Source organism: Ruegeria sp. YTSC325, assembly GCF_059609525.1.
Genome location: NZ_JBXWLY010000002.1, coordinates 312,296 through 333,456, shown reverse-complemented (window position 1 = coordinate 333,456; position 21,161 = coordinate 312,296). Strand labels below are relative to the sequence as shown.

Annotated in this window: 21 protein-coding genes; 8 read left to right on the top strand and 13 right to left on the bottom strand. The window is 58.7% G+C overall.

The genetic code is table 11. From position 1 onward, the window contains the following. The first annotated feature begins 18 nt into the window (after positions 1–18). The 4 genes from AC2FF7_RS04445 to AC2FF7_RS04430 are packed head-to-tail and all read left to right on the top strand — an operon-like array spanning position 19 to position 3,500. Complete coding sequence (locus AC2FF7_RS04445; protein ID WP_496905249.1) at positions 19–1,224, top strand: formate dehydrogenase subunit gamma; 1,206 nt, start codon at positions 19–21, stop codon at positions 1,222–1,224. Beyond that, entirely contained in the window at positions 1,225–2,484 is a 1,260-nt protein-coding gene (locus AC2FF7_RS04440; RefSeq protein ID WP_496905248.1) for a c-type cytochrome, read from the top strand. 17 nt (positions 2,485–2,501) lie between these two features. After that, the gene (locus tag AC2FF7_RS04435; RefSeq protein ID WP_269149587.1) at positions 2,502–2,627 is read left to right on the top strand and encodes a hypothetical protein; all 126 of its coding nucleotides are present in this window, start codon (positions 2,502–2,504) and stop codon (positions 2,625–2,627) included. Next, on the top strand, positions 2,628–3,500 hold the full coding sequence (locus AC2FF7_RS04430) for a substrate-binding domain-containing protein (protein ID WP_480867406.1): 873 nt from the start codon (positions 2,628–2,630) through the stop codon (positions 3,498–3,500). Here AC2FF7_RS04430 and AC2FF7_RS04425 read toward each other — a convergent pair. The 9 genes from AC2FF7_RS04425 to AC2FF7_RS04385 form a co-directional block, all read right to left on the bottom strand. After that, entirely contained in the window at positions 3,497–4,315 is an 819-nt protein-coding gene (locus tag AC2FF7_RS04425) for an ABC transporter substrate-binding protein (RefSeq protein WP_480867404.1), read from the bottom strand. The genes AC2FF7_RS04430 and AC2FF7_RS04425 overlap by 4 nt on opposite strands. Positions 4,316–4,335: 20 nt before the next feature. Further along, a complete protein-coding gene (locus tag AC2FF7_RS04420) occupies positions 4,336–5,070 on the bottom strand; it encodes an ATP-binding cassette domain-containing protein (RefSeq protein WP_496905247.1) in 735 nt (244 codons plus the stop codon). Continuing rightward, the gene (locus AC2FF7_RS04415) at positions 5,063–5,776 is read right to left on the bottom strand and encodes an ABC transporter permease (RefSeq protein ID WP_170750743.1); all 714 of its coding nucleotides are present in this window, start codon (positions 5,774–5,776) and stop codon (positions 5,063–5,065) included. The genes AC2FF7_RS04420 and AC2FF7_RS04415 overlap by 8 nt, the downstream gene beginning before the upstream one ends. Positions 5,777–5,928: 152 nt before the next feature. After that, positions 5,929–6,918 (bottom strand): ABC transporter substrate-binding protein, encoded by a 990-nt coding sequence (locus tag AC2FF7_RS04410; protein ID WP_170750741.1) that lies wholly within the window; start codon positions 6,916–6,918, stop codon positions 5,929–5,931. 53 nt (positions 6,919–6,971) lie between these two features. Further along, positions 6,972–7,817, bottom strand: coding sequence for an ABC transporter permease (locus tag AC2FF7_RS04405; protein ID WP_480867399.1), 846 nt, complete (start codon positions 7,815–7,817; stop codon positions 6,972–6,974). Continuing rightward, positions 7,814–8,731, bottom strand: a complete 918-nt coding sequence (locus tag AC2FF7_RS04400; protein ID WP_170353150.1) for an ABC transporter permease — start codon at positions 8,729–8,731, stop codon at positions 7,814–7,816. The genes AC2FF7_RS04405 and AC2FF7_RS04400 overlap by 4 nt, the downstream gene beginning before the upstream one ends. Before the next feature lie 4 nt (positions 8,732–8,735). Continuing rightward, a complete protein-coding gene (locus tag AC2FF7_RS04395) occupies positions 8,736–9,533 on the bottom strand; it encodes an ABC transporter ATP-binding protein (RefSeq protein WP_170750737.1) in 798 nt (265 codons plus the stop codon). Between the two features lie 462 nt (positions 9,534–9,995). Beyond that, a complete protein-coding gene (gene hydA, locus AC2FF7_RS04390; protein WP_170352863.1) occupies positions 9,996–11,450 on the bottom strand; it encodes a dihydropyrimidinase in 1,455 nt (484 codons plus the stop codon). A gap of 92 nt (positions 11,451–11,542) precedes the next feature. Continuing rightward, the gene (locus AC2FF7_RS04385) at positions 11,543–12,793 is read right to left on the bottom strand and encodes a Zn-dependent hydrolase (protein WP_480867397.1); all 1,251 of its coding nucleotides are present in this window, start codon (positions 12,791–12,793) and stop codon (positions 11,543–11,545) included. A 171-nt stretch (positions 12,794–12,964) separates the two neighbouring features. Between AC2FF7_RS04385 and AC2FF7_RS04380 the strand changes: the two genes are divergently transcribed. Continuing rightward, a complete protein-coding gene (locus AC2FF7_RS04380; protein ID WP_170750733.1) occupies positions 12,965–13,573 on the top strand; it encodes a TetR family transcriptional regulator C-terminal domain-containing protein in 609 nt (202 codons plus the stop codon). Positions 13,574–13,607: 34 nt separating this feature from the next. On the opposite strand, the gene preA is transcribed toward AC2FF7_RS04380, so the two are convergent. From preA to AC2FF7_RS04365, 3 genes are all read right to left on the bottom strand, one after another. Continuing rightward, positions 13,608–14,912: an NAD-dependent dihydropyrimidine dehydrogenase subunit PreA gene (preA, locus tag AC2FF7_RS04375; protein ID WP_496905246.1), complete on the bottom strand. Its 1,305-nt coding sequence runs from the start codon at positions 14,910–14,912 to the stop codon at positions 13,608–13,610. 44 nt (positions 14,913–14,956) lie between these two features. Further along, positions 14,957–16,291, bottom strand: coding sequence for an NAD(P)-dependent oxidoreductase (locus tag AC2FF7_RS04370; protein ID WP_480867394.1), 1,335 nt, complete (start codon positions 16,289–16,291; stop codon positions 14,957–14,959). Positions 16,292–16,451: 160 nt separating this feature from the next. After that, positions 16,452–17,084, bottom strand: a complete 633-nt coding sequence (locus AC2FF7_RS04365) for a cupin domain-containing protein (RefSeq protein ID WP_480867392.1) — start codon at positions 17,082–17,084, stop codon at positions 16,452–16,454. 152 nt (positions 17,085–17,236) lie between these two features. Here AC2FF7_RS04365 and AC2FF7_RS04360 point away from each other — a divergent pair, with 152 nt between their 5' ends. From AC2FF7_RS04360 to AC2FF7_RS04350, 3 genes are all read left to right on the top strand, one after another. Further along, on the top strand, positions 17,237–18,232 hold the full coding sequence (locus AC2FF7_RS04360; RefSeq protein ID WP_480867390.1) for a GT-B fold glycosyltransferase domain-containing protein: 996 nt from the start codon (positions 17,237–17,239) through the stop codon (positions 18,230–18,232). A gap of 72 nt (positions 18,233–18,304) precedes the next feature. Beyond that, entirely contained in the window at positions 18,305–19,597 is a 1,293-nt protein-coding gene (locus AC2FF7_RS04355) for an O-acetylhomoserine aminocarboxypropyltransferase/cysteine synthase family protein (protein WP_480867389.1), read from the top strand. A 3-nt stretch (positions 19,598–19,600) separates the two neighbouring features. After that, entirely contained in the window at positions 19,601–20,311 is a 711-nt protein-coding gene (locus tag AC2FF7_RS04350) for a GNAT family N-acetyltransferase (protein ID WP_496905245.1), read from the top strand. Between the two features lie 3 nt (positions 20,312–20,314). On the opposite strand, the gene AC2FF7_RS04345 is transcribed toward AC2FF7_RS04350, so the two are convergent. After that, positions 20,315–21,010, bottom strand: coding sequence for an SIMPL domain-containing protein (locus tag AC2FF7_RS04345; RefSeq protein ID WP_496905244.1), 696 nt, complete (start codon positions 21,008–21,010; stop codon positions 20,315–20,317). Positions 21,011–21,161: the final 151 nt, after the last annotated feature.

The window sequence follows — 21,161 nt, the reverse complement described above, 5'->3', positions numbered from 1 at the left end:
TTTATGACCGAGGTTCAGATGTTCCGCTTACTCACCGCATTGTTGCTAACTTTTACGATGGCAAACGTAGCCATTGCACAATCAAGTGACACCGACGCTCCTGCCGCGAACGAGCGCACGTCGACAGGTGGAGCGACAACGCTTGAAGACATTCTTGCCCGTCAACGTGGTGAGAAAGTCGACAATACCTATCGGTCTGAAAACACTGGACAGGGTAACGTCGAAGGGTTGTTGGGCCAGTTTGGAACACGCGGCGTGGCGTCCGACAGTGACGTCTATCGCGCTCTTCGATACGGTTCGGCGGATGTGACCGTTTCATCAAAAGGACCTGCTGCAAGCGTCTTGATCCAAGATGGTGGCATGTGGTGGTGGGCTTTCCGCACCGGACCTCTGCGCGAATACGGCACTTACATCATCGCAGGCATGGCTGCAGTAATCTTGTTGTTTTTCCTGATCCGCGGAAAAATCCGCATTGATGGCGAAAAAACAGGCCGCACAGTCACGCGTTTCAACGGTTTCGAACGGTTTGGCCACTGGCTTTTCGCCGGATCGTTTTTGATCCTCGGGCTCACTGGCTTGCTGACGCTTTACGGTCGAGACTTTCTAATCCCAATCTTTGGAAAAGAAGGCTTTGCGACGATCGCGCAAGCCTGCAAATGGCTTCATAACAACTTGGCATGGGCCTTCATGCTGGGCCTTGTCATCGTCACTGTAAACTGGATCGCCCATAACATCCCAAACCGTACCGACCTAAAGTGGTTGGCCGCTGGCGGTGGGCTTTTCACCAAAAACAGTCATCCTCCAGCCAAGAAATTCAATGCAGGGCAAAAGGTCATTTTCTGGGCCTGCATTTTGCTTGGCGTGTCGATCAGCCTGTCGGGTTTGTCCCTGTTGTTTCCGTTCGAGATGCCCCTGTTTGCCAAAACATTCCAGATCGCCAATGCAACCGGGTTGCCTCAGGCAATGGGCCTGAATCTGCCGGTGCAAATGTCGCCGCAAGAGGAAATGCAATACGCCCAAATCTGGCACGTGATGATTGCCTATGTCTTTATCGCCATCATTATCGCGCATATCTATCTGGGCTCGGTGGGAATGGAGGGCGCCTTCGACGCCATGGGAACCGGCGAGGTCGAGGAACAGTGGGCGCGTGAACACCATTCGCTGTGGCTGGCAGAGGTGCAGGAAAAAGAGGCTACCAAGGGCGCAGCCTCGCCTGCCGAATAGATGCGCGTACTGGCGCTGATCCTTGCGCTGATCCCCCTGCCCGCGTGGTCCGAGTTCTTTACGCTAAAAGGCCATGGCGGGCCGATCATGGGGATCGCGACGGCCCCGGATGGGCGGATCGCTACGGCAAGCTTCGACAACTCGGTCGGCCTCTGGTTCGACCAGATGCCCGAATGGCTGGAAGGCCACGAGGCGGCGGTAAACGCAGTCGCCTTCAACGGCACCGCGATCTATTCCGCAGGTGATGATTTCACCCTGCGCCGCTGGCCGGGCGGAGAGGTTGTGGGCCAGCACAAGGGCAAGATCGTCCACATCGCAGCGTCGAAAACCCATGTGGCGACGGCCAGTTGGGACGGCACAATTGGCCTTTGGCCGGCGGATGGGTCGGACCCCACGGTTCTGTCTGCGGGCGGCGGCGTCAATGCGGTTGTGTTTACGCCCGACGGATCACAGCTCTATTCCGCCGGGGTCGACGGGGCGTTGCGCCTGTGGGATGTCGCAAGCGGGCAGGAAACTCTGCGTGTGGTCGAGCATGGCTTTGGCATCAATGAGCTGGTCCTGAACGCGCAAGACAACTGGATCGCCTATGGCGCGGTCGATGGCGTGACCCGCATTCGCGATCTGACCACGGGTGAGGAACGAGATTTCACCCTCGACCGCCGTCCTATTCTGGCGCTGGCGCTCAGCCCGGATCGCAGCTTGTTGGCGGTGGGGGATGGCGAAGGCTATATCATGCTCATCGACACGGTCGATTGGCGCATCGCACAGGATTTCCGCGCCACGTTGCGCGGGCCAGTTTGGGCGCTGGCCTTTTCGCCGGACGGCCAGAACATCCATGCAGGCGGGATTGACGAGGCCATGTATAGCTGGCCCATCGCCACCTTGCGCGAACAGGACCAGATGGCCGCCGTGGAGCCCAGTTTCCTGAAAAACCCCGATCAGATGAGCAATGGTGAACGGCAGTTCGCCCGCAAATGTTCGATCTGTCATAGCCTGATACCAGACGGCCAGCGCCGCGCCGGGCCGACGCTGCATGGGGTGTTCGGACGCAAGGCCGGGTCACTGCCGGGATATTTCTACTCGGACACGCTGCAAGACTCTGATATCATTTGGAATGACGAGACCATAAATGCCCTTTTCGACGAGGGGCCAGACCACTACATTCCGGGGTCGAAGATGCCGATGCAGCGGATCACGCAGCCCAGCGACCGGGACGATTTGATCGCCTTTCTGCGCCGCGCCACGGCACCGGAAAACTGAAAGACCGGAGGAGACAGATGAAAGCCTTCCTTGCCGCCGTGGCCGCCATGGTCGTCATTGCAATAGCAGCGCCTTTTGTGCTGAATCAGATCGGATTCAGTGCCGCCGATGCTGGAACCGGTTCAGCGGTGCGCCTCGACTGAATGCCTGAATTCCTGACCACAAAGGAACTGGCCGACCTGCTGCGTATCGGCGAGCGTAAAGCCTATGATCTGGCCTCGTCGGGCGAGGTGCCCTGCGTACGCGCCATGGGAAAGCTGCTGTTTCCCCGCGCCGAGGTCATCGCCTGGCTGAACGCGTCGCGCAGTGGCCCGCAGGTGGCAGAACCGCCCCTGCCTCCGATTGTCGCGGGTAGCCATGATCCACTTCTGGACTGGGCGCTGCGCGAAAGCGGTTCGGGATTGGCGACGTACTATGACGGCTCGTTCGATGGCCTGAACCGGTTGAAAGACCGGACTGCGCAGGCCGCCGCGCTGCATATTCACGAAGACGGCGGGTTCAACCTTGGGGCTCTGCGCGGTGCGTTGGGCGAGGCGCCGGTGGTTTTGTACGAAGTTGCGCAGCGTCAGCGTGGATTGCTGTTGGCTCCGGGTGTGAGTGACATCTCAGGATTTACCGACCTGAAAGGCCGCCGCGTGATCCTGCGGCAGGAGTCGGCCGCCAGCCAGCGCCTGTTTGACGGGCAACTGGAGGCACATGGCCTCACCCGCGCGGATCTGGACGCCCTGCCCACTTGCGCCCGTACCGAGGAAGAGCTGGCCATCGCCCTGCATGACGGCAAGGCTGAGGCCGGGTTTGGTCTGGGCGCGCTGGCGGGGCTGTATGATCTGGGCTTCTGTCCGACCCATGCTGAACGGTTGGACCTGGCCATCTGGCGGCGGGCCTATTTCGACGAACCGATGCTCAAACTGCTGGCCTTTGTGCAATCCGACCGATTTGCCGCCCGCGCCGCAGAGTTTGGCGGCTATGACCTAAGCCATCTGGGCACGATCCATCACAACGGAGCCAGCGGTTAAGACCCGCTGGCGTTGGGAAAGAACAACTGCTGGCCGTCCAGCTTGTAAGACGCAATCGCCGCTTGCCCGTCCGGCCCGGTCAGCCAATCGATGAACCGCTGGCCCGCTGCAGCCCGAACACGTGGATGCTTGTCCGGGTTCACCAGAATAACGCCATATTGGTTGAACAGACGCGGGTCGCCCTCGACCATCACCTCAAGATTGCCCCTGTTGCCAAAGGATTGCCACGTGGCGCGGTCGGTCAGCACATAGGCATCCATGCCGCTGGCCACATTCAGGGTCGCCCCCATACCCGAGCCCGTCTCGCGATACCATGCGCCCGATGCAGCCGTGGGATCAACCTCGGCCGCAGTCCAATGGCGCATCTCGGCCTTATGCGTGCCGCTGTCATCCCCGCGCGAGGCAAAGGGGGCCTCGGCCTCGGCCACAGCGGTCAAAGCCGCCACGATATCCGTGCCGCCTTTCACCTTGGCCGGGTCGGATTTCGGCCCGACCAAAACAAAATCGTTATACATGACGTCAAAGCGTTCGACGCCCCAACCATCGGCGACGAACTGATCCTCGGCCTGTTTGGCATGGACCAGCAGAACGTCTCCGTCCCCGTTGACCGCATTGCGGATCGCCTGCCCGGTGCCCACAGCCACCACACGCACGTCTATCCCAGTTTCGGCCTCGAACCCCGGCAGGATATAGTCCAGAAGCCCCGAGTTCTGCGTGGACGTGGTCGATTGCACGACGATAAACGGCTCTTCGGCGAACGCAGGTGCGGCCAGGCCAAGCGAAAGCAATGCTGCCCGAAGAAAATTCCGGATCATTTCGATCTCCGTCTTATTGATTAAGTCACAAGCCCGCCCGCCAGATAGCGGCGTGCGGCATCACTTTGAGGCGCGTTTAAGACCTGTTTAGCCAACCCATGTTCAACCACATGCCCACCCTGCATCATGACGATATCCGCAGCCAGTCGGCGAGCCTGCCCAATGTCATGGGTCACCATGACAATCCGCACGCCGCGACTTGATGCCCTCAGGATCATCCGCTCGATCATCTGGGTCGCGCTTGGGTCCAGCGCGCTGGTGGGTTCGTCCAGAAACAGCGTCTCGGGGTCCAGCGCCAGCGCGCGCAGGATGGCCAGCCGTTGAGCCTCGCCCCCGGACAAGGATCGCGCGGGCTGACGCGCCTTGCCTTCCAGCCCGCCCTCAGCCAACAGGCTTTCGATCCGTAGCTTGCGGGCACCGCGCGGCAGCCCCTGACGTTTCAGAACGAAATCAAGATTGGCCGCAACCGAGCGGCGCAGCAGCACAGGTTGTTGAAACACCATCGCCTGTTGCGCTTTGTGCCTATCGGTCAGCCGTGACCCATCCTGCTCAACCCGCCCCTGATCCGGTTCGATCAAGCCATGCAAACAACGCAAAAGCAGGCTTTTGCCAGCCCCGTTCGGCCCCAGGATCAGTGTCGGACCCGGCCCGTCCAGCGAAAGGCGCGAAACATTAAGCAGCGCTTTGCCGTTTCGAACAACGCGCAAATTTCGCACCAACAGGCTGCTGGCTGTATCACATAGCATATCACGCATGACGCAGCCCTTCCTGTTCAGCGCGCAGGCTGACTGCGCTGACCATAGCGTTTACCGCGATTGCAATTCCGATCAGGATCGCGCCCAACGCCAATGCCAGCGCCAGATTGCCCTTGGAGGTCTCAAGCGCGATGGTCGTGGTCATCACCCGCGTCACGTGATTGATGTTGCCGCCCACGATGATCACCGCGCCCACCTCGGCGATAGCGCGGCCAAACCCGGCCAGCAGCGCCGTGATCAACGCCAGCCGCGCGTCCCATAGCAGCACCGGGACCGAGGCCAGACGCGACACGCCCAGCGATCGCAACTGTTCCGAATATTCCTCGGCTAGCATCTCAATCACCTGTCGTGTCAGAGCAGCTACGATCGGTGTCACCAGCACGACCTGTGCGATGATCATGGCCGTGGGCGTATACAGCAGTTCCAGCACACCCAATGGCCCTGAGCGCGACAGCATCAGATAAACCAACAGCCCCACAACGACCGGAGGGAACCCCATCAAAGCATTCATCAACACGATCATCGCCCGCCGCCCCGGAAAGCGCGCAACGGCCAGCGCTGCCCCAACAGGCATCCCGATCAATGCAGCGATCAGCACGGCAAAAATCGAAACTTTCAGGGACAACAGAACAATCGCCCACAACTCGGCATCCCCGTTCAGGATCAGAGCCAAAGCCGATGTAAATTCTGCTGCAAATCCCTGCATAATCTCCCCATATCCACGCAATCGGAACCAAATGCGTTTAATTTCATAGTAATACTAAGGCATTTTTCAACGAATGGCACACACTTTTCCGGCATCTCAAACGCAAAACGCGGCCCCCGAAGGGACCGCGTCAAATGCGTCTGACAGACGGCTTAGTTCAGGGCTGCATCCGTGATCTGATGTGTCCAAGCGCCCTCAGGCTGCTTGGTGATCACTGGATCCGACCCGCCAGCCAGCAGTGTGCCCACCGTGCGTTCAAAATCCGCAGGGTCCAGCGCACCGTTCGAACCAGCGGTCAGCTTGGCGATTTCACCCATCATGCGCTTTTGGTGCTCTTCAGTCTGGGCACCGGTCGCGTCGTTTTCCAGCACGATTTCGGCCGCCTCATCCGGGTTTTCCTCGGCGTATTTCCAGCCTTTCATCGATGCGCGCACAAAGCGTTCCATCTTGTCCGTAAAGGCCGCATCACTGAGGTTTTCCTCAAGCACATAGAGACCGTCTTCCAACGTGGCGACGCCCTGATCTTCGTATTTGAACGTCACCAGCTCATCAGGGCTAACGCCTGCGTCGATCACCTGCCAATACTCGTTGTAGGTCATGGTGCTGATGCAATCGGCCTGACGCTGCAACAGAGGGTCCACGTTAAAGCCCTGTTTCAGAACCTCAACTCCGCTTTCGCTCTTGCCACTGGTGTCGATGCCCAGCTGGCTCATCCAGCTCATGAACGGAAATTCGTTGCCAAAGAACCAGACACCTAGCGTACGGTTCTTCAGATCCTCGGGCGAAGTGATCCCCGCATCCTTCCAGCAGGTCAGCATCATGCCCGAGCTTTTGAAGGGCTGGGCGATATTGACCAGCGGAAGCCCCTTTTCGCGCGCGGCCAGCGCGGCGGGCATCCATTCAACGGTTACATCGGCGCCGCCCCCTGCGATCACCTGCGTGGGTGCGATATCGGGGCCGCCGGGCAGGATGGTGACGTCCAGCCCCTCTTCCTCGTAGAACCCTTTGTCTGCCGCCACGTAGTAACCCGCAAACTGCGCCTGCGTGACCCATTTCAGCTGCAATGTCACCTCATCCGCCGACCATGCCGCACCGGCTGTAAGTCCAAAGGCAGCAAGCGCCCCGCTAAGTAGCTTATTCATCTTCATGTCTCCTAGTTGCTGTTGGTGCCCCGTTTTCGGGGTCTGTTGAAGTGTTATCCTCTTTGTGACGGGTGCCAGAAGGTCACCGCCTTTTCGATCATCGCGACCGCGCCATAGAATGCGGTTCCGGCTAGTGCGGCTACCACGATCTCGGCCCAGACCATATCCAGCGAAAGCTGACCGACGCTGGTGGAAATCCGAAAGCCCATACCCAGGGTCGGAGAGCCAAAGAACTCGGCCACGATAGCGCCGATCAGCGCCAATGTGGTGGAAATCTTCAACCCGTTGAACACAAACGGCATCGCCGCAGGCAGGCGCAGTTTCAGAAAGCTCTGCCAATAGGTTGCGGCATAGGTCTCCATCAGGTCGCGCTGCATCGCCGTCGCCTCGCGCAGGCCGGCCACAGTATTCACCAGCATCGGAAAGAACACCATCACAACGACGACTGCGGCCTTGGAATGCCAGTCGAACCCAAACCACATCACAAGAATGGGGGCCGTGCCGACGATGGGCAGAGCGGCGACGAAATTTCCAACGGGCAGCAGACCCAGACGCAGGAAATCCCAGCGGTCCACGGCGATCGCCATCAGAAACGCGGCACCACACCCGATGATGTAGCCGCTAAGCGCCCCTTTGACGATGGTCTGCACGAAGTCCGCCCACAGGATCGGCAGACTGTCCGCAAAGCGCACCGCAATCACCGAGGGCGCGGGCAGGATGACCAGCGGCACTTCGAGCCCACGCACCAGCAGCTCCCACATACCGATGATCGTAAGGCCAAAGATCAGCGGGGCCACGACGCCCACAATGCGCGTGTCAGCATAAGGCCCGCTGGCCAGACGGCCATTCACCCACCAGCCCAGCAGCCACAGAAGGATTGCACCAATAACCAAGATCATTGCGCCATTCCCATTCGTTTCAGCACCGTCCGTTCGATCAAGCCCAGCAGCGCCACAAGACCGGCCGCCAGAATGGCCGCCGCAAACAGGGCCGACCAGATTTGCACCGTCTGACCATAATAACTGCCCGCCAGCAGACGCGCGCCCAGGCCAGCGACGGCCCCGGTCGGCAGCTCACCAACGATGGCCCCGACCAGCGAAGCAGCGATGCCGATTTTCAGCGAAGTGAACAGATACGGCATCGAGGCTGGCAGGCGCAGTTTCCAGAAGCCTTGCGACCGACTGGCACCATAGGTGCGGAGCAGGTCCAGCTGCATCGCGTCGGGGCTGCGCAGACCTTTGACCATACCTACGACCACCGGGAAAAAGCTGAGATAGGCCGAGATCACCGCCTTGGGAATGATGCCCTGAATGCCCACCGAATACAGCACCACGATAATCATGGGCGCCAGCGCGATGATCGGGATGGTCTGGCTGACAATGGCCCATGGCATCACCGACAGGTCCATCACCCGGCTATGCACAATCCCCACCGCCAGCAAAATGCCCAACCCGGTGCCGATGGCAAATCCCAGCATCGTCGCACTCAGCGTCACCCAGCCATGATAGATCAGCGACCGTTTCGAGGTGATCTTTTTCTGCACCGTCGTCTCCCACATCTCAATGGCGACCTGATGTGGCGCAGGAAGACGGGGGCGGTCCTGCTCCCACGTGGCGGGGATGGCAAAGCTGTTGTTCAGCACCAGGCCGAACTCGGACATGTCGCGCCGATCCTTGGCCGAGGGCGGCTGCACCTCGGCCCCTGCCCGCTCTTGTTCGGTCAGCACGCCCTTGATGTTCATCGGCACGCAGGCCGCGTACCAGAACGCAACGATCACGGTCAGGACGGTCAGCACCGCCCAAAAGGCTTTCAGGCCGCTAGTCATCCGAATGCCCCGCCCGCAGCCCTTCACGCACGCGATGAGCGACCTCAATAAACTCGGGCGTGTCGCGGATATCCAAAGGCCTTTCCTTGGGCAGAGGGCTGTCGATCACATCCGTAATCCGCCCGGGCCGAGGGCTCATCACCACGATCTTGGTGCTGAGATAGACCGCCTCCGGGATCGAATGCGTCACGAATCCGATGGTCTTGCCCGTCCGCGCCCACAGCGCCAAAAGCTGTTCATTCAGGTGATCGCGCACGATTTCGTCGAGCGCGCCAAAGGGTTCATCCATCAGCAGGATATCGGCGTCAAAGGCCAGCGCCCGCGCGATACTGGCCCGCTGCTGCATCCCGCCCGACAGCTGCCACGGGAATTTGCCACCAAAGCCCGCCAGATCGACCAGTTCCAGAACCTTGCTGACCCGTTCTTCCTGTTCGGCCGCCGAATAGCCCATGATCTCAAGCGGCAGTTTGATGTTCTTGGCGATGGTCCGCCACGGATACAGCCCAGCGGCCTGAAACACATAGCCATAGGCCCGTTTCCGCCGCGCCTCATCCGGGGTCATGCCGTTGACGGTCAGTGTTCCCCCGGTTGGCGTCTCAAGCGCCGCAATACAGCGCAGGAAGGTGGTCTTGCCACAGCCCGAGGGGCCGATAAAACTGACGAAATCGCCCTTGTCGATGGTCAAGTTCACATCTTTCAACGCGTGAACCGGGCCATCATTGGTTTGGAAGGTGAGGTCGAGATTGGCAGCTTCTACGACTGCGGAATTGTTGTTTGGATCGGTTGGCATTTCTTACTCAGGAATAGGCAGTGTGACACACGCCGCAATCATTGCGGCAGGGACTCCGAAAATTAACAGGAAGGCATTCCCAAAGGGCTGACTAGCTGAACTGAAAGCCCAAAACAGTATGCCAGCGCCAGTCCAGGAAAACACGGATACAGCTACTGCCGCGATCAGTGTAGGCCCGCGGCGACCGATTGGAAGTCTGGTGACGACGCGACGCATCGCCACAAAAACAACGCAACCCGGAAATAGCGCGCAAAGCAGTATCGGACCCCATATTGGCCATCCGAGCAGCAAAGTAAGCGTTAACATCGACAGCAGGCTGGGAAGCAAGTTCGCTAGCCCAATTTTGGGCAGTGCGAGCATTGCACCAATTACCCAAAACGCGAGCACAGCGATTAGCGTGGCGAGAACCGCGAACGCAATAAACTGAATCGCAGTTGGGTATTCTGTGCTTTGCGTCAACTCTTAAACCCCCGTCGCCGGAATACCCGTCCGCTCGACCGGACGCGGTGCGGTCAACTCTTTCCAAGTGCTCAGCGCCCGGTTCACATGCCCGTTAGGCTCGCGCGCTACGAAGTCGCCATGACCTTCCTGCGTACGGATTTCCCCGTCATGTACGGCCACCTGACCGCGTGTCAGGGTAAAGCGTGGCAAGCCCTTGACCTCTTTGCCTTCGAACACGTTGTAGTCGATCGAGGACTGCTGCGTCTCGGCGCTGATCGTCTTGGTTTTTTCGGGATCCCAAACAACGATATCCGCGTCAGCCCCAACCAGAATCGCACCCTTTTTCGGATAACAATTCATGATCTTAGCGATGTTTGTTGAAGTGACAGCCACGAATTCGTTCATCGTCAGACGCCCGGTGTTTACACCATAGGTCCACAGCATTGGCATCCGATCTTCCAACCCGCCGGTCCCGTTGGGGATCTTGGTGAAATCACCCACGCCATAGCGTTTCTGATCGGTGGTAAAGGCGCAATGGTCGGTGGCCACCACGCTCAACGTTCCTGAATGCAACCCGTTCCACAGGCTATCCTGATGCTGCTTATTGCGGAACGGAGGGCTCATGACCCGGCGTGCCGCGTGGTCCCAATCCTGATGGAAATATTCACTCTCATCCAGGGTCAGGTGCTGGATCAGAGGCTCACCCCACACCCGCTTACCATTCATCTTGGCCCTACGAATGGCCTCATGCGCCTCTTCACACGAGGTATGCACTACATACAAAGGCACACCTGCCATGTCGGCGATCATGATGGCCCTGTTCGTGGCCTCGCCCTCAACTTGAGGCGGCCGGGAATAGGCATGCGCCTCGGGCCCTGTATTGCCTTCGGCCAGCAGCTTGGCGCTGAGCTCAGCCACCACATCGCCATTTTCAGCATGAACCATGGCGATCCCGCCCAGCTCAGCCAGACGTTTGAACGAGGCAAACAGCTCATCATCATTCACCATTAACGCGCCTTTATAGGCCATGAAATGCTTGAACGTGTTGATCCCGCGCGTCTCGATCACGGTCTTGATGTCGTCGAACACCTGCTCGCCCCACCAGGTGACGGCCATGTGGAACGAATAATCGCAATTCGCACGCGTCGATTTGTTGTCCCAACGCTTCAACGCATCCAGCAGGCTCTCACCCGGGTTGGGCAGCGCGAAATCCACCACCATCGTGGTGCCCCCGGCCAAAGCAGCCCGCGTCCCGCTTTCAAAATCATCGCTGGAATAGGTGCCCATGAACGGCATCTCTAGATGAGTATGCGGATCAATCCCACCCGGCATGACATAGCAGCCAGTCGCATCAAGCTCTTTGTCGCCCTTCAGATCCAAGCCGATTTCGGTGATCACCCCGTCCTCGACCATGACGTCTGCTTTATAGGAAAGATCCGCGGTTACGACGGTCCCATTCTTGATAACAGTGCTCATTCTAATCTCCCTGACGCGGTCTGCGCCGCTTGCTTCATCTGGCTAAAAATACCTCGGGGGAGTCGCCCAGGGGGCAACGGGGGCAGCGCCCCCTACTCCACGATCTCCGCCGTCTCAACGACCGCATGAAACAGAACATCCGTCCCGGCTGCTGCCCAGTCCTTGCTGATCTCTTCGGCCTCGTTATGGCTCAACCCATCCACGCACGGACACATCACCATGGCCGTCGGTGCCACACGATTGATCCAACACGCATCATGCCCCGCGCCCGAGATGATATCCGTATGTGAATAGCCCAGCCGCTCAGCCGCATCGCGCACTGCGGCCACGCACCCTTCGTCGAATTGCACCGGATCGAACCCACCCACCTTCTCGAACTCGATCTGCAGGCCCATTTCATCCACGATATCCTCAGCCGCGACCCGCAGACGCGCCTCCATATCCTTGATCACCTCCAGATCGGGCGAGCGGAAATCGACCGTGAACACTACTTTGCCCGGAATCACATTGCGCGAGTTCGGGAACACATCGATATGCCCCGCCGCCCCAACTGCATGAGGCGCATGGGACCATGCGATCTCATCCACTTTCTCAAGTATGCGCGCCATCGCCAGCCCGGCATTCTTGCGCATGGGCATCGGAGTCGAACCGGTATGTGCATCCTTGCCCGTCACCGTGATCTGCGTCCAGCTGAGGCCCTGACCATGAGTGACCACACCGATATCCTTGCCCTCGGCCTCAAGGATCGGGCCCTGTTCGATATGCAGCTCAAAGAACGCATGCATCTTGCGCGCGCCAACCTCTTCGTCTCCACGCCAGCCAATCCGTTGAAGCTCATCACCAAAAGCCTTGCCTTCGGCATCTTCGCGCGCATACGCCCAATCCTGCGTATGCACTCTGGCAAACACGCCCGATGACAGCATGGCTGGCGCGTACCGGGTACCCTCTTCGTTGGTCCAGTTGGTTGCAACAATGGGGTGTTTCGTCTTGATCCCCAAATCATTCAGCGTGCGGATGACCTCCAGCCCGCCCAGAACCCCCAGCACACCGTCATACTTGCCGCCCGTCGGCTGCGTATCCAGGTGCGAGCCTACGTAAACCGGCAGCGCGTCCGGGTCTGTGCCTTCGCGCCGGGCGAACATGTTGCCCATCTGATCGAGCCCCATCGAACAGCCCGCATCCTCGCACCATTTTTGAAACAAGGCGCGGCCTTCGGCATCCTCATCCGTCAAGGTTTGACGATTGTTGCCACCGGCTACGCCGGGGCCGATTTTGGCCATCTCCATCAGGCTGTCCCACAACCTGTCGCCATTAATCCGTAGGTTCTGCGCCGGAGCTGCCATCTTGTTCTTCCCTGTCGCTTGCGATTTGGCTCGCTTTTGGTGTCTTGATTTGACCATCTGGTCAAACTCACGCTATCACGGGTTCGAGATCAGTCAAGAAATTGCAGGACACCGCCAGATTTTTTGACCTATTTCACGCCCGAATGCCGGAAAAAGAGACAGCCTGAAAACATGCCTAAAGACCGCGCCCCGACCCGTATTCAGAAAAAGAACCGCGCCGCGATTCTCGAGGCCGCATTAAACGTGTTTTCAGCGCACGGATTCCGGGGTGCAACCGTGGATCAAATCGCGGCCGAAGCGGGTCTGAGCAAGCCAAACCTGCTATATTACTTCCCGTCGAAAGAAGCGATTCATACCGCCCTGCTGTCCGGCCTGCTAGACGTCTGGCTGGCCCCTTTGCACGATTTGGACGAAGCGGGCGATCCGATGCAAGAGATGCTCTCGTACATCCACCGCAAGCTGGAAATGAGCCGCGACCTGCCGCGAGAAAGCCGCTTGTTTGCCAACGAACTGGTTCAGGGTGCCCCCAGAATTCATGCGGCTCTGTCGAGTGACCTCAAGTCGCTGGTCGATGAAAAGACCGCTATTCTCATCAGATGGATGGAGCAGGGTAAAATTGCAAAACTGCATCCTTATCACCTGATCTTTTCGATCTGGGCACTGACTCAGCATTATGCGGATTTTGATGTTCAGGTCCGTGCGATACTAGCTGATGAAGACCCGTTCGAAGGCGCTGAACCCTTTATCGATACACTTTATCGCAAACTTCTGACGCCCTGATAAAAGGGGCCGATTGCCGGCCCCTTTTTTGTGATTACTCAGCCGCTTTGGCCATCGGGTTGTTCGGGTGCGTCGTCCAGTTCGCATAGTTGGGCTGCACTTCGCGGCCAGTGCGTGGGTCTACCTCTCCCGCGGCCATCGGCTCCATGGAAATACACCCATCTACAGGACACACATCCACACACAGGTTGCAGGCAACGCATTCATCGTCCATCACCTCAAAAACACGGTCTTCAGACATTGAAATCGCCTGATGGCTGGTGTCTTCGCACGCAGCGTAGCAACGGCCGCATTTGATGCACTGGTCCTGATCGATCTTTGCTTTTGCGACGTAGTTGAGGTTCAAATACTGCCAATCCGTCACGTTTGGCACAGCCAGACCAACAATTTCAGAGACGTCTTTGTACCTCTTCTCATCCATCCATTTCGACAGCCCGGCGGTCAGTTCGTCGATGATTTTAAAGCCATAGGTCATCGCAGCAGTGCAGACCTGAACTGTACCACAACCCAACGCCATAAACTCGGCCGCATCGCGCCATGTAGTCACGCCCCCGATGCCGGAAATCGGCAGGCCATGCGTCGCTTGAGCCCGTGAAATCTCGGACACCATCGACAGGGCAATCGGTTTCACCGCCGGGCCGCAATACCCTCCGTGGCTGCCTTTGCCGTCGATCGAAGGTTCAGGGCTGAACGTGTCCAGATTGACGCTGGTGATCGAGTTAATCGTGTTGATCAGCGACACCGCATCAGCGCCGCCATTCTTTGCGGCTTCGGCAGGTTTGCGAATATCCGTGATGTTTGGCGTCAGCTTCACGATCACCGGGCGGTCATAGTATTTTTTGCACCACCGGGTGACCATCTCGATATATTCCGGCACCTGGCCGACAGCAGATCCCATGCCACGCTCGCTCATGCCGTGCGGACAGCCAAAGTTCAGCTCGATCCCATCTGCCCCGGTTTCGGCGACCCGTGGTAGAATAGCTTTCCACGCCTCTTCCTCGCACGGAACCATGATCGAAGCGATCAGCGCGCGATCCGGGTAATCGGCCTTGACCCGCGCCATCTCTTCAAGGTTCACCTCAAGCGGACGATCGGTGATCAACTCGATATTGTTCAGACCCAGCAACCGCCGATCCGCGCCATAGATCGCGCCGTACCGAGGCCCGTTTACGTTCACCACCGGAGGCCCCTCGGACCCCAGCGTTTTCCAGACCACACCGCCCCATCCGGCCTCGAACGCGCGGCGGACGTTGTATTCTTTGTCAGTCGGCGGCGCCGAGGCCAGCCAGTACGGGTTCGGGCTTTCGATTCCCAGAAAGTTAGTTTTTAAATCAGCCATTTATCCGGCCCTCCTGATGCCACTCAGCATCCCAAATCCAGTTTTCACGCGGTCAGATTTGCGTGGATATCCATTGCCGCATCGCGGCCCTCGGCTACAGCGGTCACGGTCAGGTCTTCGCCGCCGGCAGCGCAGTCGCCTCCGGCCCAGACACCCGTGATCGAGGTACGCCCCGCGCCCGTGACAGCGATCTTGTTACCGTCGAGTTTCAGCCCTTCGGGCGCGCCCTCCAACGTCTGACCAATCGCTTTCAACACCTGATCTGCAGGCAGGCGGATTACCTCGCCCGTGCCGGTCAGTTGCCCACCTTCGCTAGATGTATACTCCAGCTCAATCTCAGCCGCAGCGCCGTTTCCATGCACGGCCACGGGCTGCACGTTAGTCATGATCTTGACCCCATGCGAAGCCGCCAAGTCCTGCTCGTACCGGCTGGCACCCATGGCGTCGCGGCCCCGGCGATAAGCGATGGTCACATGCTCGGCCCCCAGCAGCTTGGACTTTACCGCCGCGTCAACAGCGGTCATGCCACCACCGATGACAACGACATTGCGCCCCACGGGCAATGCCGCCAGATCACTGGCCTGCCGCACGTCCGAGATGAACTCGACCGCCGGGCGCACGCCGTCTTTGTCGACGCCACCGGCGCGCAGGGCATTCACCCCTGCCAGACCGATCGACAGGAACACCGCGTCGTAATTCGTGGACAGCCCATCCAGCGAGATCGTCTCGCCCAGAACCGATCCCGTCTCAATCGTGATACCACCGATCTGCATCAGCCAATCCACCTCGGCCTGCGCGAAGTTGTTGGTCGATTTATAGGCTGCGATCCCGTACTCGTTCAGGCCGCCGGGCTTGGGCTTGCTTTCGTGAATGACAACGTCATGCCCGAGCATCGCCAGCCGATGCGCGCAGGCCAGCCCAGCGGGCCCTGCCCCGATCACCGCGACGGTCTTTCCGGTCGGCGCGGCACGGTCGAACGGATGCGCCCCGCCCGCCATTACACTATCGGTCGCATAACGCTGCAAACGCCCAATCTCGACCGGAGCCCCTTCGGCAGCTTCGCGTACACAGGCTTCTTCACACAGTGTCTCGGTCGGACATACGCGGGCGCACATACCGCCCAGAATGTTTTGCGCCAGAATGGTCTCGCCCGCTGCTTCGGGCTGCCCGGCCTGAATATGCCGCATGAACAGCGGGATATCGATCTCGGTCGGACAAGCCGCCACACACGGCGCGTCATAGCAGAAATAGCACCGATCAGCAGCCACGGCAGCCTCGTGCGGGGCCAGTGGTGGATGCAGATCCGTGAAATTCGAGGTCAGCTCATCGCTGGAAAGCCGCCCGGAGACAATGCCGGGGGCCATCTGGCCCTGTGCCATCGCTCTACTCCCTGTAGATATGGTTGTTATGGGATCAGCTTGCCACAGTCTGAAATTTTATCAATTGGTAAAATTTGCCAAATGGTCAAAAAATCAAAAAACCGGGCTCAGCGGCCCGGTTTTCGGAAAAATATGCCTGTTTTTGATGCAGCGGCGAAATTCAAACCATCTGCGATAGATGCCCAGACTTGATCCAGACCCGTGCGCCGGCCTCTCCTGCCGTGGCGACGGAGTGGGTGCCGGGCGGCAAGCGAAGCCAATCCCAATCGGAAAACGCCTCATCCGATTCCCGAACAGTGCCTTCGATGACAAACAGCTCGAGCCCCTTTTCGGCATTCAAATCCAGCGCTTCATTCGGCGCCAAACTGAGAACCCGCACGTCCTCAAGGTCATCCTTGAACAGCTGGAGTTTTTCTGCCCCCTCGATTGACCGGCGCACTTCGGTTCTGTCTGCAGGGTCGAACTGATGCAGCTTGACCAGAATCGTCGCGCCGTTCTTGGCCGAGGGCGTATGAGAGGACGTCGGCGGGTTGCGCACATAGCTGCCGACCGGAAAGTCGCCTGTTTCGTCCTGAAACACTCCATCCAGAACCAGGTATTCCTCGCCGCCATCATGGGTATGCGCAGCGAACGCGCTGCCCGGCGCAAATCGTACGATTGTAGTGGCGCGGGCAACTTCTTCACCGATACGGTCCAGCATTTTTCGCTCGACCCCGGCTGCGGGGGACGCGACCCATTCGTTCTGATCAAAGTGGACGGCGACGCGCTTTGTGAAATCTGCGTTGACCCTCATGCGGTATCTCCTTCTGGACATCTCAGCCTAAGATGGGGGCATCATGCCGGTTTTCAATTTTTGCATCATGCGATCGTCTTCACATCTGGTTTTGTCTGCATACCCTGCGTACTGTGCCGCCAACAGATAATACGAGCGACGACCACCGACCGATGCAGGCCAGCCCTTCGAAATTCAATATTGTCATCATTGGCCAGAATAACCGGCTGCAATACGAGGCATTGCTGTTTGCCGCCTCTTTGCGCCACAGCAGCCCCGATTTCGCCGGCCGCCTGTTTGTCGCTATTCCACAACCCAGCCAACGATGGTCACAAGATCCCAGCATCCAGGACGAAGATATCCTTAAAGCGCTGCGCCAATTGGATGCCGAGCTGCTGCCTTTTGAAAATCAGGTCTTTGGCCAGACTTACCCGCATGGGAACAAGATTGAGGCGTTGTCGGCTTTGCCAGAAGGCGAGCCATTTGTATTCTTCGACAGTGACACGCTGATCACCGGAGATTTGAACGCCGTTCCCTTCGACTTTGCCCACCCCGGTGCATCGCTGAAAGTCGAGGGGACATGGCCACACCCAACGCTTTATGGGCCCGGATATGATGGTATCTGGAAGGCGCTTTATCACAGGTTCAATCTTGATTTCGAAAGTTCGGTCGACACAAGCCAACCGCATGATTATTGGCGGCGGTATTTGTACTTTAACGCTGGTTATTTCTTCCATTCCTGCCCCCGCATCTTTGGCGACAGGTTCCGTGACTATGCGCGCACTATCCGGGATGAAGATATCCCAGAGCTGGCCGGCCAGACATTGGACCCCTGGCTTGACCAGATCGCTCTGCCCTTGGTGATCCATTCCCTTGGCGGGGGGCGAGACGCCCTGCCCCACGGCCTGTTGGATGGCACCGTGAGCTGTCACTATCGCCTGTTCCCACTGCTTTACGCACGTGAAAGCGACCATGTGGTCGAGCTGCTGGAGACGGTGGTAGCGCCAAACCGCATCAAAAAAGTGCTCAAAGGGTATGAGCCGATCCGAAAGCTGGTCATTCAGCGAAAGGGTCACAAGATCCGCGAGATGTTCGACCGAGACAACCTGCCCCAACGCGAGCAGGCTATACGTAACAAAATCAAGGCAAAAGGCCTATGGATGCGCTGACAGGATTGTTGTGCGCAGCCCGTCAATCGCCTACAGAGTCTGCAACCAAAAAATCAACGGGAGATTTCCAGAATGTCTGACGGCCCAAGCTACGGTTTCGACACGCTTCAGATTCATGCGGGCGCACGTCCCGATCCGGCGACAGGTGCGCGCCAAACGCCAATCTACCAAACCACCGCTTACGTGTTCCGCGACGCCGATCACGCCGCTGCGCTGTTCAACCTGCAAGAAGTGGGCTTCATATACTCCCGCCTGACCAACCCGACCGTGGCCGTTCTGCAAGAACGCGTCGCCACGCTGGAAGGCGGCGTTGGGGCTGTGTGTTGTTCCTCGGGTCACGCCGCGCAGATCATGGCGCTGTTCCCGCTGATGGGACCGGGCTGTAACGTCATTGCCTCGACCCGCCTTTACGGCGGCACGGTGACTCAGTTCAGCCAGACCATCAAACGCTTTGGCTGGTCCGCTAAATTCGTCGACATGGACGATCCCGAGGCGGTAAAAGCCGCGATTGATGACAACACCCGTGCAGTGTTCTGTGAATCCATTTCGAACCCCGGCGGCTATGTGACCGATATTCGGGCGATGGCTGACATCGCCGACGAAGCCGGCGTACCGCTGATTGTCGACAACACTTCGGCAACACCTTACCTGTGCCGCCCCATTGAACAGGGCGCGACACTGGTGGTGCACTCGACCACCAAATACCTGACCGGGAACGGCACCGTCACCGGCGGCTGCATCGTGGATTCGGGCAAATTCGACTGGTCAGCGAATGACAAGTTCCCCTCGCTCAGCGAGCCCGAGCCAGCCTATCACGGGTTGAAATTCCACGAGACCTTTGGCCCGCTCGCCTTTACCTTCCACGGCATCGCAATCGGTCTGCGCGATCTGGGCATGACCATGAACCCGCAAGCCGCCCACTACACGCTGATGGGGATCGAGACCCTGTCGCTGCGGATGGAGCGTCATGTCGAGAACGCACAAAAGATCGCGGCCTGGCTCGAGGCGGACGACCGCGTCGATTATGTGACCTATGCGGGCCTGCCCTCGTCGCCCTATCACGACCGGGTCAAGGCACAATACACCAAGGGTGCCGGTGCCCTGTTCACCTTTGCTGTAAAGGGCGGCTATGACGCCTGCGTCAAACTTGTGAACGCGCTGGAGATCTTCAGCCACGTCGCGAACCTTGGCGATGCGCGGTCGCTGATCATCCACTCGGCCTCGACCACGCACCGTCAGCTGACACCCGAACAGCAAGAGGCCGCAGGGGCCGGTCCGGGGGTTGTTCGCGTTTCGATCGGGATCGAAGACGTCAATGACCTGATCGCGGATCTGGACCAGGCTTTGGCAAAGGCGACTGCCTAAATCATGCCGCGGCACACGATGAACTCACTTGGCCAACCCGTGGGCATGCCGGTCTCGGGTGAGTTTCCTCGCCCGACGCCAGCTCGCACGGGCATGCAGGGTCGGTTCTGTTCAGTGGTGCCTTTGGACGCGAAACAGCATACGTCCGGTCTGTACCGGGCGTTTGCCGAAGACAAGGACGGTCGAAACTGGACCTATCTGCCCGAAGAACCAATAACATCTGAAGTGGCTTTCGCAGATTGGATGGTTTGGGCTGAGAACAGCGCAGACCCGTTGTTTCACACGGTGCTTGACGGCGATGGAGCTCCGGTTGGGCATGCCACATATCTGCGCATTCAGCCCGACGCCGGGGTCATCGAGGTCGGGTACATTCATTTCTCACCCTTGTTGCAGCGCACCCCTCTGGCCACCGAGGCCATGTATCTGATGATGCGCCGCGTCTTTGATGAGCTTGGCTATCGGCGCTATGAGTGGAAATGCGACGCCCTGAATGCCCCCTCACGTAGCGCGGCCGAGCGGTTGGGCTTTACCTTCGAAGGCATTTTTCGCCAGGCAACCTACTATAAAGGGCGCAACCGGGACACCGCGTGGTATTCAATTCTGGATAGTGAATGGCCACGCATCCAGACTGCATTCGAAACATGGCTATCGCCAGAAAACTTCGACCAATCGGGCCAGCAGCGTCACACACTGCAGGCCCGAGCGGCAGAGTAGTATTTATTCGGATATCGCAAATTCCATCGTGACATTGACCGAGACTGAAATCTCACCGCCTGCCACCGGAACCCCCGCCGAATCCGCAACTTTGAATTCGCGCATCTGCGCGGCAGGGCGGATACCTCCGACATGCTCGTTGATTTGTTGCACAGGTCCCAAAGTCAGCGAGGCAGCCTGCGCCAGTTGCTCTGCCTTGGCAGTTGCTTCTGCCACAGCTTTGGCGCGGGCTTGCGCCTCAAGCGGTTTAGGGTCCTGAACACCAAAGCTCAGCCCCCCGAAGTCATTTGCGCCATCTTGGATGACGGCATCCATTACGGCACCCAGTTGTGTTAGGTCACGAACCCGTACGAATACTCGGTTTGATGCCGAAAAGCCCGAAATCTCGGGTCGGTCGCCGTTGGGGTTATTTCGGCCCGACCAAACCGGCGAGAGCGACAGATCCCTTGTCTGGACATCCCGTGCTTCAATGCCCATCTGCTCCAGACGCGCCAATATTGCCGACACCGCGTCGGACGTCGCCTGCATCGCGTTCGCGGCCTCGGCATCCTCGTGTGTCACTCCCAGTGTTATGGTCGCCATATCGGGCACTGCCAGAGCGGTCCCAAGGGCGTCGACAGTAATGCGACGTTCTTCCGCACGGGCCATCCCTGCCGCCGTTGCAGCCATAAAAGCCGCTAAAAAAGCGTATTTCTTCAAGGTCTTCCCTCCGATCTCTTTGTCATAAACATGGGGTGGCAACGGTCTGCCGAACAAGGGGGAAACCCGGCTTTTTCTTTCCCTCGGCAAGATCCTGCTTTAATGTCAGTCTGCGGACAGAATGACTGTCTGCTTAGACGATGACAATTAT

Excerpts from the sequence above, each read along its gene's own strand:
- AC2FF7_RS04445 (WP_496905249.1), top strand. The coding sequence starts at position 19 with ATGTTCCGCTTACTCACCGCATTGTTGCTAACTTTTACGATGGCAAAC.
- AC2FF7_RS04440 (WP_496905248.1), top strand. The coding sequence starts at position 1,225 with ATGCGCGTACTGGCGCTGATCCTTGCGCTGATCCCCCTGCCCGCGTGG.
- AC2FF7_RS04435 (WP_269149587.1), top strand. The coding sequence starts at position 2,502 with ATGAAAGCCTTCCTTGCCGCCGTGGCCGCCATGGTCGTCATTGCAATA.
- AC2FF7_RS04430 (WP_480867406.1), top strand. The coding sequence starts at position 2,628 with ATGCCTGAATTCCTGACCACAAAGGAACTGGCCGACCTGCTGCGTATC.
- AC2FF7_RS04425 (WP_480867404.1), bottom strand. The coding sequence starts at position 4,315 with ATGATCCGGAATTTTCTTCGGGCAGCATTGCTTTCGCTTGGCCTGGCC.
- AC2FF7_RS04420 (WP_496905247.1), bottom strand. The coding sequence starts at position 5,070 with ATGCGTGATATGCTATGTGATACAGCCAGCAGCCTGTTGGTGCGAAAT.
- AC2FF7_RS04415 (WP_170750743.1), bottom strand. The coding sequence starts at position 5,776 with ATGCAGGGATTTGCAGCAGAATTTACATCGGCTTTGGCTCTGATCCTG.
- AC2FF7_RS04410 (WP_170750741.1), bottom strand. The coding sequence starts at position 6,918 with ATGAATAAGCTACTTAGCGGGGCGCTTGCTGCCTTTGGACTTACAGCC.
- AC2FF7_RS04405 (WP_480867399.1), bottom strand. The coding sequence starts at position 7,817 with ATGATCTTGGTTATTGGTGCAATCCTTCTGTGGCTGCTGGGCTGGTGG.
- AC2FF7_RS04395 (WP_170750737.1), bottom strand. The coding sequence starts at position 9,533 with ATGCCAACCGATCCAAACAACAATTCCGCAGTCGTAGAAGCTGCCAAT.
- hydA (WP_170352863.1), bottom strand. The coding sequence starts at position 11,450 with ATGAGCACTGTTATCAAGAATGGGACCGTCGTAACCGCGGATCTTTCC.
- AC2FF7_RS04385 (WP_480867397.1), bottom strand. The coding sequence starts at position 12,793 with ATGGCAGCTCCGGCGCAGAACCTACGGATTAATGGCGACAGGTTGTGG.
- AC2FF7_RS04380 (WP_170750733.1), top strand. The coding sequence starts at position 12,965 with ATGCCTAAAGACCGCGCCCCGACCCGTATTCAGAAAAAGAACCGCGCC.
- preA (WP_496905246.1), bottom strand. The coding sequence starts at position 14,912 with ATGGCTGATTTAAAAACTAACTTTCTGGGAATCGAAAGCCCGAACCCG.
- AC2FF7_RS04370 (WP_480867394.1), bottom strand. The coding sequence starts at position 16,291 with ATGGCACAGGGCCAGATGGCCCCCGGCATTGTCTCCGGGCGGCTTTCC.
- AC2FF7_RS04365 (WP_480867392.1), bottom strand. The coding sequence starts at position 17,084 with ATGAGGGTCAACGCAGATTTCACAAAGCGCGTCGCCGTCCACTTTGAT.
- AC2FF7_RS04360 (WP_480867390.1), top strand. The coding sequence starts at position 17,237 with ATGCAGGCCAGCCCTTCGAAATTCAATATTGTCATCATTGGCCAGAAT.
- AC2FF7_RS04355 (WP_480867389.1), top strand. The coding sequence starts at position 18,305 with ATGTCTGACGGCCCAAGCTACGGTTTCGACACGCTTCAGATTCATGCG.
- AC2FF7_RS04350 (WP_496905245.1), top strand. The coding sequence starts at position 19,601 with ATGCCGCGGCACACGATGAACTCACTTGGCCAACCCGTGGGCATGCCG.